15 protein-coding genes are annotated in these 14,253 nt (G+C 58.2%); 9 read left to right on the top strand and 6 right to left on the bottom strand.

Going from position 1 to position 14,253, the window contains the following annotated elements; translation table 11 throughout:
* The first annotated feature begins 138 nt into the window (after window positions 1–138).
* Together G5221_RS02780 and G5221_RS02775 are read left to right on the top strand one after the other, a co-directional pair.
* Window positions 139–381, top strand: a complete 243-nt coding sequence (locus G5221_RS02780; RefSeq protein WP_216953957.1) for an HAD family hydrolase — start codon at window positions 139–141, stop codon at window positions 379–381.
* Between the two features lie 291 nt (window positions 382–672).
* Window positions 673–837, top strand: coding sequence for a hypothetical protein (locus G5221_RS02775; RefSeq protein ID WP_204381166.1), 165 nt, complete (start codon window positions 673–675; stop codon window positions 835–837).
* Window positions 838–963: 126 nt separating this feature from the next.
* Here the strand turns inward: G5221_RS02775 and G5221_RS02770 are convergent, their stop codons facing one another.
* The gene (locus G5221_RS02770) at window positions 964–2,034 is read right to left on the bottom strand and encodes a permease (protein ID WP_323905664.1); all 1,071 of its coding nucleotides are present in this window, start codon (window positions 2,032–2,034) and stop codon (window positions 964–966) included.
* A gap of 106 nt (window positions 2,035–2,140) precedes the next feature.
* Between G5221_RS02770 and G5221_RS02765 the strand changes: the two genes are divergently transcribed.
* Window positions 2,141–2,467, top strand: a complete 327-nt coding sequence (locus G5221_RS02765) for an ArsR/SmtB family transcription factor (protein WP_042053131.1) — start codon at window positions 2,141–2,143, stop codon at window positions 2,465–2,467.
* Window positions 2,468–2,567: 100 nt separating this feature from the next.
* Here the strand turns inward: G5221_RS02765 and G5221_RS02760 are convergent, their stop codons facing one another.
* Window positions 2,568–3,950, bottom strand: coding sequence for an amino acid permease (locus tag G5221_RS02760; RefSeq protein WP_005352966.1), 1,383 nt, complete (start codon window positions 3,948–3,950; stop codon window positions 2,568–2,570).
* A gap of 398 nt (window positions 3,951–4,348) precedes the next feature.
* Here G5221_RS02760 and G5221_RS02755 point away from each other — a divergent pair, with 398 nt between their 5' ends.
* Window positions 4,349–4,645 carry a hypothetical protein gene (locus G5221_RS02755; protein ID WP_234881650.1) on the top strand — a complete coding sequence of 99 codons (297 nt, stop codon included), beginning with the start codon at window positions 4,349–4,351 and terminating at the stop codon, window positions 4,643–4,645.
* Window positions 4,646–4,883: 238 nt separating this feature from the next.
* Here G5221_RS02755 and ppsR read toward each other — a convergent pair whose 3' ends face one another.
* Window positions 4,884–5,696 (bottom strand): posphoenolpyruvate synthetase regulatory kinase/phosphorylase PpsR, encoded by an 813-nt coding sequence (gene ppsR, locus G5221_RS02750; RefSeq protein WP_005333888.1) that lies wholly within the window; start codon window positions 5,694–5,696, stop codon window positions 4,884–4,886.
* A gap of 347 nt (window positions 5,697–6,043) precedes the next feature.
* Here ppsR and ppsA point away from each other — a divergent pair, with 347 nt between their 5' ends.
* Window positions 6,044–8,416, top strand: a complete 2,373-nt coding sequence (gene ppsA, locus G5221_RS02745) for a phosphoenolpyruvate synthase (protein WP_270817062.1) — start codon at window positions 6,044–6,046, stop codon at window positions 8,414–8,416.
* An 82-nt stretch (window positions 8,417–8,498) separates the two neighbouring features.
* On the opposite strand, the gene G5221_RS02740 is transcribed toward ppsA, so the two are convergent.
* Both G5221_RS02740 and ubiU read right to left on the bottom strand, forming a co-directional pair.
* Window positions 8,499–9,371: a U32 family peptidase gene (locus tag G5221_RS02740; protein WP_421262769.1), complete on the bottom strand. Its 873-nt coding sequence runs from the start codon at window positions 9,369–9,371 to the stop codon at window positions 8,499–8,501.
* Window positions 9,372–9,382: 11 nt separating this feature from the next.
* Window positions 9,383–10,378 carry a ubiquinone anaerobic biosynthesis protein UbiU gene (gene ubiU, locus G5221_RS02735; RefSeq protein WP_421262768.1) on the bottom strand — a complete coding sequence of 332 codons (996 nt, stop codon included), beginning with the start codon at window positions 10,376–10,378 and terminating at the stop codon, window positions 9,383–9,385.
* Between the two features lie 189 nt (window positions 10,379–10,567).
* Here ubiU and ubiT point away from each other — a divergent pair, with 189 nt between their 5' ends.
* A complete protein-coding gene (gene ubiT, locus G5221_RS02730; RefSeq protein WP_101530750.1) occupies window positions 10,568–11,101 on the top strand; it encodes a ubiquinone anaerobic biosynthesis accessory factor UbiT in 534 nt (177 codons plus the stop codon).
* Here ubiT and G5221_RS02725 read toward each other — a convergent pair.
* Window positions 11,054–11,470: a hypothetical protein gene (locus G5221_RS02725; RefSeq protein ID WP_139474391.1), complete on the bottom strand. Its 417-nt coding sequence runs from the start codon at window positions 11,468–11,470 to the stop codon at window positions 11,054–11,056. The two genes, ubiT and G5221_RS02725, sit on opposite strands and share 48 nt — an antisense overlap.
* Window positions 11,471–11,658: 188 nt before the next feature.
* On the opposite strand from G5221_RS02725, the gene trmJ reads away from it, so the two are divergent.
* The 3 genes from trmJ (at window position 11,659) to G5221_RS02710 (ending at window position 14,245) form a co-directional block, all read left to right on the top strand.
* The gene (gene trmJ, locus G5221_RS02720; RefSeq protein WP_127006452.1) at window positions 11,659–12,381 is read left to right on the top strand and encodes a tRNA (cytosine(32)/uridine(32)-2'-O)-methyltransferase TrmJ; all 723 of its coding nucleotides are present in this window, start codon (window positions 11,659–11,661) and stop codon (window positions 12,379–12,381) included.
* Window positions 12,382–12,473: 92 nt separating this feature from the next.
* A complete protein-coding gene (gene iscR / locus G5221_RS02715) occupies window positions 12,474–12,977 on the top strand; it encodes a Fe-S cluster assembly transcriptional regulator IscR (protein ID WP_026035025.1) in 504 nt (167 codons plus the stop codon).
* A gap of 53 nt (window positions 12,978–13,030) precedes the next feature.
* Window positions 13,031–14,245, top strand: coding sequence for an IscS subfamily cysteine desulfurase (locus G5221_RS02710; RefSeq protein WP_013723838.1), 1,215 nt, complete (start codon window positions 13,031–13,033; stop codon window positions 14,243–14,245).
* Window positions 14,246–14,253: the final 8 nt, after the last annotated feature.

The raw sequence follows: 14,253 nt of genomic DNA, 5'->3' as shown, positions 1-14,253 counted from the left end.
TGTGTTGTTGCTCATTAACTGTTCTGCGCCTAGCAGGGGCATCTACACATCTTCCATCGCAACGGTTTGGCGGGGGACGCAAGCCAAGTAACATCGCATGACTTATAGCCACGCAGCGATACAGGTAAGGCAATTAAGTTGGGGGCGATTTTATGGAATTATGACGGCACCCTGGTCAATTCGGTGCCGCAGAATATCGATATCGCCAAGCAGATCCTGGCTGAGGTCGCCCCCCATCTGACCGGCGATCAGTTACCTCGTTATCTGCGCAGCGAAGCGGAGTATCACCATGCCAATCACGCCGCCAAGAACTGGCAGGATCTCTATAGGGATTACTACGGTTTGTCGCGGGACGAGATGGTGCAGGCTGGCAGTCTGTGAGCCAAACATCAGGAGAGACAGGGACTTAGGTGCATTTTTTAGGAGCTGGAGGTGGTGATTGACCATTTCTCTGCCATTTCCCATGGCATTTGTTCGAAAAACGCCTAAAAACCCTTCTCCGTGTGCTTGAACTGCATGGTGTGAACAGCCAGTTCAAGGCCGTGGCTGGCTACGATGACGTGCCCGCACAGTAGCAAAAAACACCCTTTCGGCGGCCTCAAATGTCTGGAGTCTATCTTCGGCCCAGCCAGGTGTCCGTCGCTCATCTATATCGGTGATCATGAAGCGGATGTGCAGTTTGCTCGTCATTTGCAAGGGGCGCTTGGCGAGCAGAGCCGTGTGATCTCGGTGGCTGTCGCCTATAGCCGCGCGACCCCGGAGCGCTGGGAACACCAACCCGACCATATCGCCCGTGACGTCGAGGATCTGCTCCCCATCGTCGGGCAATATCTGTAACGCCGGTTGCAGATTGCCGTACGGAATAGACAAACGCCGATCAGTTGATCGGCGTTTTGTCTATGGGAAGCCTGATGGTTTCACACTCAGCTGGCTTAACACCCTGTCTGTTTAATGATGGGCGACTTAAAACAGCAGTTGCGTCAGGTAGCCCATCAGGATCGCCATGCCGAGGATCACGGTAAGGAAGGCCGCAATCATCGGGGTTTTGAACATCGATTTGAGCAGGATCACCTCGGTCAGGCTGGCACCGGCACTGCCGATGATCAGCGCCATGACGGCGCCCATTCCCATCCCTTTGCCCAGCAGTACCGACGCCAGCGGGATCACGGCCTCGGCACGGATGTAGAGCGGGATCCCGACGATGGCGCTGAAGGGGATGGCCAGCGGGTTGTCGGCGCCAGCATGGGCGGCGATCCACTCGGCCGGAATAAAACCGTAAATAAACGAGCCGATGAGCACCCCCAGCAGCAGGAAGGGCAATACCGCTTTGAACTGCTGCCAGGCATCAATGCGAGCTTTGCCCCAGGCGGTGGGGAGCTGTGGTGCTCTGGTCAGGACTGCCGTGCCATCGCCGCAGCAGGAGAGGGTGGCCTGTTCTGCCATCTCTGGTTGAGGTGCCGGGCAGCACGCTGCCCCGTTGAGGGGTTTGATTGCGCGAATGACGCCGCGTTGGTTGTCACTGCAATGTGCTTGAGTGGTGGTGCGGGTCGCCGGGCCACAGCCGCTACCGCAAGAGGGGGTGGCCTCTTTGGGGTCGATGACATGGCGCTCGAACCCCAATCTGTCGAGCAGCATGCTCGCCATGACGGAGACGCTGGCGGCGATCACGGCGTAGAGCAGGGTCACTTTCCAGCCGAAGGTGGCCCACATCAAGCCGACGATGATGGGGTTCAGCAGGGGCGAAATAAACAGGAAGGTGAGGGTGGGGCCAAAGCCAGCCTTGGCCGAGAGTAGTCCTCTCAGCATCGGGATGGTGGAGCAGCTGCAAAAGGGGGTGACGGCGCCGAGCAGGGCTGAGAGCAGATAGCCCTTGCCATGGCGCGCCCCCAGCATCCGCTGGATCTTCTCGTCGGGGATCTTCTGACGGATCAGACTGACCCCGGCGCTAATGACCAGAAACAGCACCGACAGCTCGACAGCCAGAAACAGGAACATCTGGGCTGCATCGGTCAGCATGGTTAACCACTCATTCATTGTCGTATCCTCACTTGGTTTCTATATTTCCAAAATAATCGAAATGAATGGCCGGTCAAGATATTTCTGGTATTATCGAAATATCAAATTCGTGGAGGGCGCAGAGATGCAACTGGAAGAGGTCGCCAAGGCATTGAAAGAGCTGGGTCATCCGACCCGGCTGTTTATCTTCAAGCATCTGGTCAAGGCGGGAGAGCAGGGGCTGCCGGTGGGGGAGCTGCAAAAGCAGCTGGCGATCCCCGCTTCCACCCTCAGCCACCATATTGCGGCGCTGGTCTCGGTGGGGCTGGTGAAGCAAAACCGGGAGAGTCGCACCCTGCTTTGCGTCTCTCAATACGCGGTGTTGGAGGAGATCATCGCCTTTTTCCGCGATGAGTGTTGCGTCAACAGCCCGGAGCATCGGCAAGATCAAAGGCAAGAGCTGTCTTCCTGAGGGCTATGGCTGCTAGTAGTGCGGTCAGTTGCGCTGCGCGCAATAAAAAAACGCCGATCATGTGATCGGCGTTTTGCATTGATGTCGCTAGATTCGGGCATTAACCCAGATTGGCTGCGACCTTGCTTTGAGCTTGTCCTTTGCGCTTGATGACAAAGCCAATACCCAGTACCACCAGCCAGGCGGGGATCAGTTCGACCGAGATGCGGAAATCGGGGGTCATATACATGATCACCAGAATGCCAGCCATGAACGCGAGGCAGAGATAGTTGCCGAAGGGATACCAGAACGCCTTGAACTTGGGCTGGACGCCTTCTGCGACCTTGGCCTTGCGGAACTTGAGGTGCGCGAGGCTAATCATCGCCCAGTTGATCACCAGTGCGGAGACCACCAGCGCCATCAGCAGACCGAACGCCTTGCCCGGCATCAGGTAGTTGATCAGCACGCAGAGCAGGGTGGCGATGGCCGAGACCGAGAGGGCCACCAGCGGCACGCCGCTCTTGTTGGTCTTGAGCAGGGCTTTCGGGCCGTTGCCCTGTTTGGCCAGCCCGAACAGCATCCGGCTGTTGCAGTAGACGCAACTGTTGTAGACCGAGAGTGCCGCCGTCAGTACCACGATGTTGAGCACGGTGGCGACCAGATTGCTGTCCAGAGCGTGGAAAATCATTACGAACGGGCTACCGCCTTCCACCACTTTACCCCAGGGGTAGAGGGACATCAGGATAGCCAGAGCGCCGATGTAGAAGATGAGGATGCGGTAGATCACCTGATTGGTGGCCTTGGGAATGCTCTTTTCTGGGTTGTCCGCTTCGGCGGCGGTAATGCCCACCAGCTCCAGACCGCCGAAGGAGAACATGATCACCGCCATCGCCATCACCAGACCGCTGATGCCGTTGGGGAAGAAGCCGCCTTGGGCCCACAGGTTGGTGACGCTTGCCTCGGGGCCGCCGGCACCGGAGAGGAGCAGATAGCCGCCAAAGCCAATCATGCCGATGATGGCGACCACCTTGATGATGGCGAACCAGAACTCCATTTCGCCAAACGCTTTGACGTTGGAGAGGTTGATGGCGTTGATCAGCACGAAGAAGAAGGCTGCCGACATCCAGGTCGGGATCTCGGGCCACCAGTACTGGACATAGATGCCCACCGCGGTCAGCTCGGCCATGCTCACCAGCACGTAGAGCACCCAGTAGTTCCAGCCGGACGCAAAACCGGCAAACTCACCCCAGTATTTGTAGGCAAAGTGGCTGAAGGAGCCGGCTACCGGCTCTTCCACCACCATTTCACCGAGCTGGCGCATGATCAGGAAGGCGATAAAGCCGCCGATGGCATACCCCAGCAGGACTGAGGGGCCTGCCATCTTGATGGTTTGGGCAATGCCCAGAAAGAGGCCGGTGCCGATGGCGCCGCCCAAAGCAATCAACTGAATGTGGCGGTTTTTAAGGCCGCGCTTCAGCTCCTCACCGTCTTGTTTCAAATCCATGGGTCTGTCCTTACGTCTCTGTTGTCTCTGGTCGGTGTTGGGCTCATCCTGAGCAGGCCGCAGTGCGTAGCCAAAACCTGACGAAAGCTGTATTTATTTCGTTACGCCATGCCATTTTCAATTTTTAGTGTTGGCTGGCAACCGAAGCAGAATAGTGATAATCCGCCATGAATGCACCTGTTTTCCATCTCTAATGGCCGTGTTTTGTACCAAATGCAGCTTTTTCATGATCTGAAGTGGCTTCTTGGTAGTTTTTGGTTGATGTTTGTTCAATCGAATTCTGTTTTATTGACATTTTGTCTTGTTGGTGTGCTTTTGTGGTGCCAAGCCACAAATGGATGCAAATGATGCCAAACAAGCGAGAGTGCAGGGAAGAATGCAAGGAAGAGTGCAGGGAGTTGGATCACAGGGAACGCGAAAGCGTGCTGCAACAAGGGGTTGCCCGGAGTGTGCTGGTGGCGATCTGGTTAGGGATTGCCGCCAGTCCGCTGTTGTTGCTGGTGGCCGCCACCATGCTGCTGGGTTGGCTGTTACTCGGTGACCAGGAGTTGCTGCACTACTGGCAGTCGCTGTTGCTGGTGGGTGGGGTAACGGGGGCGCTCGTTGGCGGCTGGCTGGCGGAGCGGGTTCGCCTGCGCCACGGTTTGCTGGCTTTCTATGCCCGGTTGATGAACAACCCTGAGCTCAATCGTTAGTGAACGCTGGCTGTTTGCCGAGCGCAGCAGAACGGAATCGAATAGCGGCTAACTGGCAGCGGGTGACAAGGGCACAACGCCAAGGTCGACAAGAAGAGGGACAAGTATTTGTGGTGCTTATCCCTTTTTATCCATGCTTTTCACTGCCATCTATGTGAATTGCAGTTCGCCACAGCTGACTTTCGCCGCGACACTGTAATTTTTATCTTTTGTTGATGCCGATAGCTGTCAAGCTGGCTTAACAGAGCTGGCGGCGCAGACCGGTTGCCTCGAGAACCTTGGCGCTGATCTCCTCCACCGAGTGGGAGCTGGTATCCAGGAAGCGGATCGCCTCCTGGCGAAACAGTCGCTCCACGCAGGCCAGCTCCTGCTCGCACTGTTCGATGGAGGAGTAGCGGCTGTTGGCACGGCGCTGGTTACGGATCTCGTGCAGCCGCTGCGGCGCTATGGTGAGGCCAAACAGCTTGTGACGGTTGGCCTTGAGGGGGGCGGGCAGCTCCAGCATCCCCATGTCCTGCTCGATAAAGGGGTAGTTGGCGGCGCGAATGCCAAACTGCAGCGCCAGATAGAGGCTGGTGGGGGTCTTGCCGCAGCGGGAGACCCCGATCAGGATGATGTCCGCCTCATCGTACTCCCTGGTGGTGATGCCATCGTCGTTGGCAAGTGCGAAGTTGACCGCCTCGATGCGATCGTCATAGAGCTTGCGGTTCTCCATGCCGTGGGTGCGGTGGAGGCGGGGCTCGGCTTTGACCCCCAGCTCCTGCTCCAGCGGGCTGACGAAGGTATTGAGAAAGTCGTGGCCGCACGCCTCCGATTTCAGTACCTCTTCCCGTACCAGCGGGTCGACGATGGTGTGAAACAGAATGGGGCGTACCCCGGTCTGGCGAAACTGCTCGTCGATCCGCATCCGTACCTGACGGGCTTTCTCCAGTGTCTCCACAAAGGGGATAGTGATCTGCTCGAAGGCCAGCGGAAACTGGCTCAGTACCGCGTGGCCGAACACTTCGGCGGTGATGGCGGTTCCGTCTGAAACATAAAATACGGTGTGCACGTAGGGCTCCTGTGATACCGCGGGTGGGGTCGCATGGGGTAAGGGGTGAGAAGTATCTCCCGAAACCATACCTGTTTTGTCAACCGGTCTGCTGTGCCCAAGTTGTGAAGTGGCTTGCAAACCTGAATCGTTATCTTTTTGTGTCGCCATTGTAGAATGTTCCGGTCATTCGACCATCCCCAACTCTTGCTCGGGGATTTTTTTGAAAATCAGTAGAAAACGTTTTCATTGTCGTTGGCAACAAAAGAAACAGACAATAACGCACCTGACTTACCCATAACCTCATCGATTAAATCGGGCGCACGAGGTGCTATGGCATCGGTGCCCACCAACCTGGAGACATCCAAGTGCAACAGTACGTGCTCTGGTACGAACAACTCGGAATGCAGGACGTAGAACGAGTTGGCGGCAAGAACGCATCCCTTGGCGAGATGATCAGCAACCTCTCTGGCGCCGGCGTATCCGTGCCGGGGGGCTTTGCCACCACCGCCTTTGCGTTTAACGAGTTTCTGGAGTCAAGCGGCCTCAACGGCAAGATCCACCATCTGCTCGACAATCTCGACGTGGACGATATCGCCGCCCTCAACCGGGCCGGTCAGCAGATCCGCGATTGGGTGATCGAAGCCCCGTTCCAGCCCGAGCTGGAGCAGGCTATCCGGGTTGCCTATGAAAAGTTGAGTGCCGGTGTCGAGGCCTCGTTTGCGGTGCGCTCCTCCGCCACCGCCGAGGATATGCCGGACGCCTCCTTTGCCGGTCAGCAGGAGACCTTCCTCAACGTACGTGGCATCGATGCCGTCATGACGGCGGTCAAGCATGTGTTTGCTTCTCTGTTCAACGATCGCGCCATCTCCTATCGGGTGCATCAGGGCTACGACCACAAGGGTGTTGCCCTCTCGGCCGGGGTGCAGCGGATGGTGCGCTCGGATCTCGCCGCCTCCGGCGTCATGTTTACCCTGGATACCGAGTCCGGTTTCAACGACGTGGTCTTTATCACCGGCGCCCATGGTCTTGGCGAGATGGTGGTGCAGGGCGCGGTCAACCCGGACGAGTTCTATGTGCACAAGCCGACCCTCAAGGGGGGCCGCCCGGCGGTGGTACGCAAGACCCTCGGCTCCAAGCTTATCAAGATGACCTACTCTGACGATGCCGGTCATGGCCGTCAGGTGAAGATTGTCGACACCAATGAGGCCGAGCGCAGCCGCTTCTGCATCAGCGATGAGGAGGTGATGGCGCTGGCGAAACAGGCCCTCATCATTGAGCAGCACTATGGCCGCCCGATGGACATCGAGTGGGCCAAGGATGGTCAGGATGGCCAGCTCTATATCGTGCAGGCCCGCCCGGAAACCGTGCGCAGCCGCCAGGAGGCCAACACCCTCGAGCGTTTTGCCCTCAAGCAAGCGGGCAAGGTGCTGATCGAGGGGCGGGCTATCGGTCACAAGATTGGCGCGGGCCCGGCGCGGGTCATCTCCTCCATCAGCCAGATGGACGAAGTGCAACCCGGCGACGTGCTGGTTACCGACATGACCGACCCGGACTGGGAGCCCATCATGAAGCGGGCCTCCGCCATCGTCACCAACCGGGGAGGCCGCACCTGTCACGCCGCCATTATCGCTCGCGAGCTGGGCATTCCGGCGGTGGTCGGCTGTGGCAACGCCACCGACCATATTCAGCCGGGCCAGCGGATCACCGTCTCCTGTGCGGAAGGGGATACCGGTTTTATCTATGACGGCGAGCTGGACTTCGATGTGGCGGTGACCGAGGTGGGCAATATGCCGCGCCTGCCCATCAAGATCATGATGAACGTCGGCAACCCGGACCGCGCTTTCGACTTTGCCCAGTTGCCCAATGCAGGGGTTGGGCTGGCGCGCCTTGAATTCATCATCAACCGGATGATCGGCGTGCACCCCAAGGCGCTGCTGGAGTTTGACCAGCAAACCCCAGAGCTGCAGACCACCATCGGCAAGATGATCGCCGGTTACGACAGCCCGCGGGAGTTCTATGTGGCCAAGCTGACCGAGGGGATCGCCACTCTGGGGGCCGCCTTCTGGCCGGAGCGGGTGATCGTGCGGATGTCGGACTTCAAGTCCAACGAGTACGCCAATCTGGTGGGCGGTCGTGGCTACGAACCCCACGAGGAGAACCCGATGATCGGTTTTCGTGGCGCATCCCGCTACATCGCCGACAGCTTCCGCCCCTGCTTTGCCCTCGAGTGCGAGGCGATCAAGCGGGTACGCGATGTGATGGGGTTGACCAACGTCGAGGTGATGATCCCCTTTGTGCGCACCGTGGGCGAGGCGGAGCAGGTGATCGACATCCTGGCCGAGAACGGTCTGCGCCGCGGCGAGCGGGGGCTCAAGGTGATCATGATGTGCGAGATCCCGAGCAATGCCCTCTTGGCAAACAAGTTCCTCGAGCACGTGGATGGCTTCTCCATCGGCTCCAATGACATGACCCAGCTCACCCTTGGGCTGGATCGGGACTCGGGGCTGATTGCCCACCTGTTCGACGAGCGCAACGAGGCGGTCAAGGCACTGCTGTCGATGGCGATTCAGGCCGCGCGCAAGGCGGGCAAGTACGTGGGGATCTGCGGTCAGGGGCCATCCGATCACCCTGACTTTGCCGCCTGGCTGGTGGAGCAGGGGATTGACTCGGTGTCGCTCAACCCCGATACAGTGGTCGATACCTGGCTCTATCTGGCGGAGCAGCATGGCGCCAAGTAAGTCACTATCGACATGAGTGATTAGAAAGGGGGGCCTAATGGCCCCCTTTTGGTCGCTATTATCTTATGTTTTGCCCTTGGGCTTATTCCACCAAGCTCATGCCAGGGATCTGGTGCCAGTAGCCGTTGCAGTCGCTTCCTTGCTGCAAGGAGAGGGGAGCCTGGCCCTGCCGGTTGGCTTTGAAGCGGGCCAGCATCTCCAGCGTTTCCATCCCTTGCGGCGAAAGCCTGACCACATCTACCAGACCTTCCATACCAGCCAGCTCGTTACCCAGGTTGTAGCAGTAGCCGGACTGGGTCTGGATCCCGTTGAGATTGAACACCCGCTGCCCCTCGCGGCTGTTGGCCAGTCGTCCGGTGGGGTAGTTGATGCAGGCGAGCTCGCAGTTGTCTTTCGGTTTGTCGAGGGAGCGGGCGGTGAAGCAGCGCGCCGAGTAGGCGAGCGGCAGATGGCCGTAGGCAAACACCTCCACCTCAAATTGGTCGCGCAGGGAGCCCAGATCCTGATTGAGCTGGATCAGCCAGTCACGGGAGAGCTCCACCGGCATGACCCAGCGTTTCATCCCCTGTTTGAGCAACATGCGCAGCACATCGGCGTTATAGGCGTTGATGGCGGGGCCACAGACGAAGGGGATCCCTGCCTCCCAGGCGAGTTGCACTGTACCGAGATCGTTGGCTTCGACCATCAGGTCGCCATTGTCGACCAGCCGCTTCACCTCCTTGAGTTCGGAGGGAGCGGAGATAAGGGCGAGGGTCGAGAGCACCACCTGCTTGTCGGAGCAGGCCATCTGACGGGCCAGCGCAATCCAGTCATCGACTTTGAGTTCGCGTCGCTTGCTGCAGACGGTCTCCCCCAGATAGATGATGTCGGCCTGACTGTCGGCAGCGGCATGGTAAAAGGCTTCGGTATCGGCTTTGGGCCAGTAGAAGAGCAGAGGCCCGAGAGAAAATTGCATGGGTGGACTCCTTATTGCCACTGACGATGGTAGGCGCCGAGGGTAGTCTGGCTACCTTCGGAGACGCGGGCGAGCTGGGCATCCCACTCAGCTTTGACCTGATAGGCCTCGGGATTGGCCTGATAGACATCGATGGCTGCACGCCAGACCCGGGTCACTTGCTCCACATAAGCGGGGCTGCGCTGGCGCCCTTCAATCTTGACCGACTGGATCCCGGTCTTGAAGAGCTCGGGCAGGAGACCCAGGGTATTGAGACTGGTGGGCTCTTCCAGCGCGTGGTAGGTCTGGCCATCCACGTCGAAACGCCCCTTGCACAGGGTCGGATAGCCAGCATTTTCGCCTGGGCCGTAGCGGTCGATCAGCACCTCGTTGAGCCGCGACTCGAGACCATTCGGGGTCTCTTCCCAACGGACGAACTTGGCCGGTGAGCAGGCGCCGACGGTGTTGGGACTCTCGCCAGTCATGTAGGAGGAGAGATAGCAGCGCCCCTCGGCCATGATGCAGAGGCTGCCAAAAGCGAATACCTCAAGGCCAACATCGGTCTCGCGGGCCAGCTGCTTGACCTGATGCATGGAGAGCACCCGGGGCAGCACCACCCGTGTGACATTGAATTGCTGCTGATAGAAGCGAATGGCGGCGGCATTGGTGGCGCTGGCCTGCACCGAGACATGGAGTTCCATCTCGGGGTAGTGGCGGCTGGCATATTCCAGCACGGCGAGATCGGCGATGATTAATGCATCGGCGCCGAGGGCCACCCCGCGATCAACCGCCTGTTTCCAACGCGCATCGGCCCCGGGATGGGCAAAGGTATTGATGGCAATATGCAGCTTGCGACCATGTTGATGCACATAATCTACCGCCTTCTCCAGTTTGCTGTCGGTAAAGTTGAGACCGGCAAAGTGGCGGGCATTGGTGTCATCCTTGAAACCGATATAAACGGCATCGGCCCCGTTATCCACGGCGGTTTTCAGTGCCGGCAAACTGCCTGCCGGACAGAGTAATTCCATTGGTACGCTCCGAGAGTGCATATGAAGGGCAAACGAGCCCTGATTGTATGCAGCCATGCACTCCCGCTTTTTGACCTGAGGCAGCTTTGTGTGGCTTTACCCTTCTTGAGGTAACCCTGCACAAGTTTGATTTCCAACAGGATCTTGCCACTCTCCCTGTGTTTGAATGCGCAAAAAAGGGAGTCTATCGTGTTTCAACAACTGCAACGCCGCCTGGTCGAACAGGCTCCGCGCTTCTTGCGCCATCCCCTCAAGCTGGTTCCGTTCAATCTGCAAAAGCAGCTGATGGAGAGTTTGCTGGCCCGGGTTTTCAAAGAGGCTATCGAAGATGGTGATTTCGAGTTTCTGGCAGACAAGTGGCTGAAAGTCGAAGTCTCTGATCTGGAGTTGTGCTGGTTTATCAGTGAGCAGAATGGCCAGCTGGTGGTGGCTCGCGAGTGTGACAAGGCCGATGTCTGCTTCAGCGGTACTGCCAACGACCTGATCCTCATCGCTGGTCGCAAAGAGGATCCGGACTCGCTCTTTTTCCAGCGTAAGCTGAAGATAGAAGGGGATACCGAACTGGGTCTTGAGGTGAAAAACCTGATGGACAGTCTGGATCTCGATGGCTTGCCAAGCCTGATGAAGTATCCCCTGATGGATCTGGCGACGTTTATCGAACGCGCCCGTACCGCGTCAGCGCAGGCTCCGGTGCAGACGGCGCCGGGCGGGATCCCGTCTTAAGTGGGCAATCACCCCATGGGCATGGCGACGATAATGGTGCCGTGCCCAGAGGCAACGACAGGCCCACAGACAGGGCACCAAGGCGATGAGTGCTGCAGGGGCGGGCAGCTGTGACATGGCCAGCCCCGCAGCCAGCCAGATAAAGGGTTGCGCTTCATACAGCCACTCCGGCTGTAGCCAGCGTTTGCTCGGAAAGATAATCAGATCGGTACGCCGGTAGCTGGAGCGCATCATCCAGGTCACCGCTCCGGCGATAAACAGCAAGGCGCCTGCAAACCAGAGCAGGGGCTGTTCACTCAACGTAATAATGGCAATGGCTGCCAGCAGGTAGAGGCTGGGCAATCTCTCATAGATAAAGGGAGGAAGCATGGCGTGGTGTCTCCTGTGCCGTTTATCGGATATCCATCAAGTTTAGTCCCCCCCCTCTCACTTCCCTCATGCTGGTTTGTTATACAAACGGGTGGTTTTGTTCTGAAATGGCTCGGCTTTTACGGTGCCAACATCGTGTTCTCTTATGTTACAATTGCGCGCCATTTTTGACTGAAGATTGACTGGGCATGTTGGATCAGATTCGTATCGTTTTGGTAAACACCTCTCATACCGGCAACATGGGGTCTGCGGCACGCGCCATGAAGACCATGGGGTTGACCCAGCTGGTATTGGTTGATCCGCAAGCCTTGCCGGATGACAATGCCTTCGCCCTGGCGGCTGGTGCCAGCGATGTGCTTGCCAATGCCCGTATCGTCCCGACTCTGGACGACGCGATCGCCGATTGTGGTTTGGTGATTGGCACCAGCGCCCGCTCGCGAACCCTGAGCTGGCCCATGCTCGATCCCCGTGAGGCCGGCGAAAAGTCGGTAGTCGAGGGGATGCAGCACCCGGTCGCGCTGGTGTTTGGCCGTGAACGCACTGGTCTCACCAACGACGAATTGCAAAAGTGCCACTACCACGTGGCCATTCCGGCCAATCCTGATTACAGCTCCCTCAATCTGGCCATGGCGGTGCAGACTCTCTGCTACGAAGTGCGGATGCGCTGGCTGCAGGGGCAGGCCGCCGAGCCTGAAGAGGAGATGGCCTATCCGAGTGCCGCCCAGCTGGAAGGGTTTTATCAGCACCTGGAACAAACCCTGATGAAGACCGGTTTTATTGCCGATGACCATCCGGGTCATGTGATGAGCAAGCTGCGTCGCCTGTTCAATCGGGCTCGGCCGGAAGCAGCTGAGCTCAACATTCTGCGCGGTATTCTGACCTCGGTGCAGAAAGCGCGCGTACCGGATTAATCCGACTGATTTACTCAACCATATACTTGACTGATTTGGTCGGGTATGTGACCATGTGCCCCATTAAATTGCTTCGCAAGACGGTAAGGCACATGAGACTGACTTCAAAAGGACGTTACGCTGTAACCGCCATGCTCGACGTGGCGCTGCATGCAGAGCAGGGGCCCGTCCCCCTTGCCGATATTTCCGAGCGCCAGGGCATCTCGTTGTCCTATCTCGAGCAGCTCTTTGCCCGCCTGCGTAAACATGGTCTGGTGAGCAGCGTGCGTGGCCCGGGCGGTGGTTATCGCCTCGGGTTGGCCCCAGGCGAGATTTCGGTGGGTCAAGTGATCACCGCGGTCGATGAGTCGGTCGATGCAACCAAGTGCCTCGGCAAGGGCGGTTGCCACGGCGGTACCCAGTGCCTGACTCACTCCCTGTGGCGCGACCTGAGTGAGAGGATCTCCAGCTTCCTCGGGGATATCACGCTGGCCGAGCTGGTACGCCAGGCCGATGTGCGCCGCATTGCCGGCAAGCAAGATGAACAAATGAAGACCGTGTTGTCCCTGGTTGATCGGGCAGAACACGGCGATGTGAGCTTGAAAGTCCAACTATAAACGTGCTTTCCACAGCGGGACTCTGTATGACCCGGACTGTGACGGAGAAAAACATGAAACTGCCTATTTACCTTGATTATTCGGCAACCTGTCCGGTGGACCCGCGTGTCGCAGAAAAAATGATGCAGTGTCTCACCATGGATGGCCTGTTCGGCAATCCGGCTTCCCGTTCTCACCGCTTTGGCTGGCAAGCCGAAGAGGCGGTGGATCTGGCCCGTAATCAAGTGGCAGATCTGATCGGTGCCGATCCCCGCGAGATCGTCTTCACTTCCGGTGCGACCGAATCCAATAACCTGGCCATCAAGGGTGTTGCCCACTTCTATGCCAGCAAGGGCAAACACATCATCACCTCCAAGACCGAACACAAGGCGGTGCTCGATACCTGTCGCCAGCTGGAGCGTGAAGGGTTCGAGGTGACCTATCTTGAGCCGATGCCCAACGGCCTGTTCACTATCGAGATGATCGAGAATGCCATGCGTGATGACACCATCCTGGTCAGCATCATGCATGTGAACAACGAAATCGGCGTGGTTCAGAACATTGCCGCCATCGGCGAGTTGTGCCGCTCCCGCAAGATCCTGCTGCACGTGGATGCCGTTCAGAGTGTGGGCAAGATCCCGGTAGATGTGGAAGCACTGAAAGTGGACCTGCTCTCCGTCTCAGCGCACAAGGTGTACGGTCCGAAAGGGATCGGTGCACTGTTTGTTCGCCGCAAACCCCGCGTTCGTCTGGAAGCCCAGATGCACGGTGGCGGCCACGAGCGCGGCATGCGTTCCGGTACTCTGCCGACCCACCAGATCGTCGGGATGGGCGAAGCTTTCCGCATCGCCAAAGAAGAGATGGTGAGTGAAGGCGAGCGTATCTTGGCACTGCGCCAGCGTCTGTGGAATGGCATCAAGGACATTGAAGCCGTCTACATCAATGGCGATCTGGAGCAACGTGTTCCGGGCAACCTCAACGTCAGCTTTGCCTATGTGGAAGGGGAATCCCTCATCATGGCGCTGAAAGATTTGGCGGTCTCTTCCGGTTCGGCCTGTACCTCCGCCAGCCTGGAACCTTCCTATGTGCTGCGCGCACTGGGTCTGAACGACGAGCTGGCACACAGCTCCATCCGTTTCAGCATGGGTCGCTTCACCACCGAGGAAGAGATTGACTACGCGGTCAAGCTTATTCGTGACTCCATCGGTCGTCTGCGCGAGATGTCCCCTCTGTGGGAGATGTACAAAGACGGCGTCGATCTGAACACGGTCGAATGGGCTCATCACTGATCCACCGG

This window comes from Aeromonas sp. 602200 (assembly GCF_049173895.1).
In the GTDB taxonomy this organism is placed as follows: Bacteria; Pseudomonadota; Gammaproteobacteria; order Enterobacterales; family Aeromonadaceae; genus Aeromonas; species Aeromonas veronii_A.
This window is presented reverse-complemented; position numbering and strand designations above follow the sequence as displayed.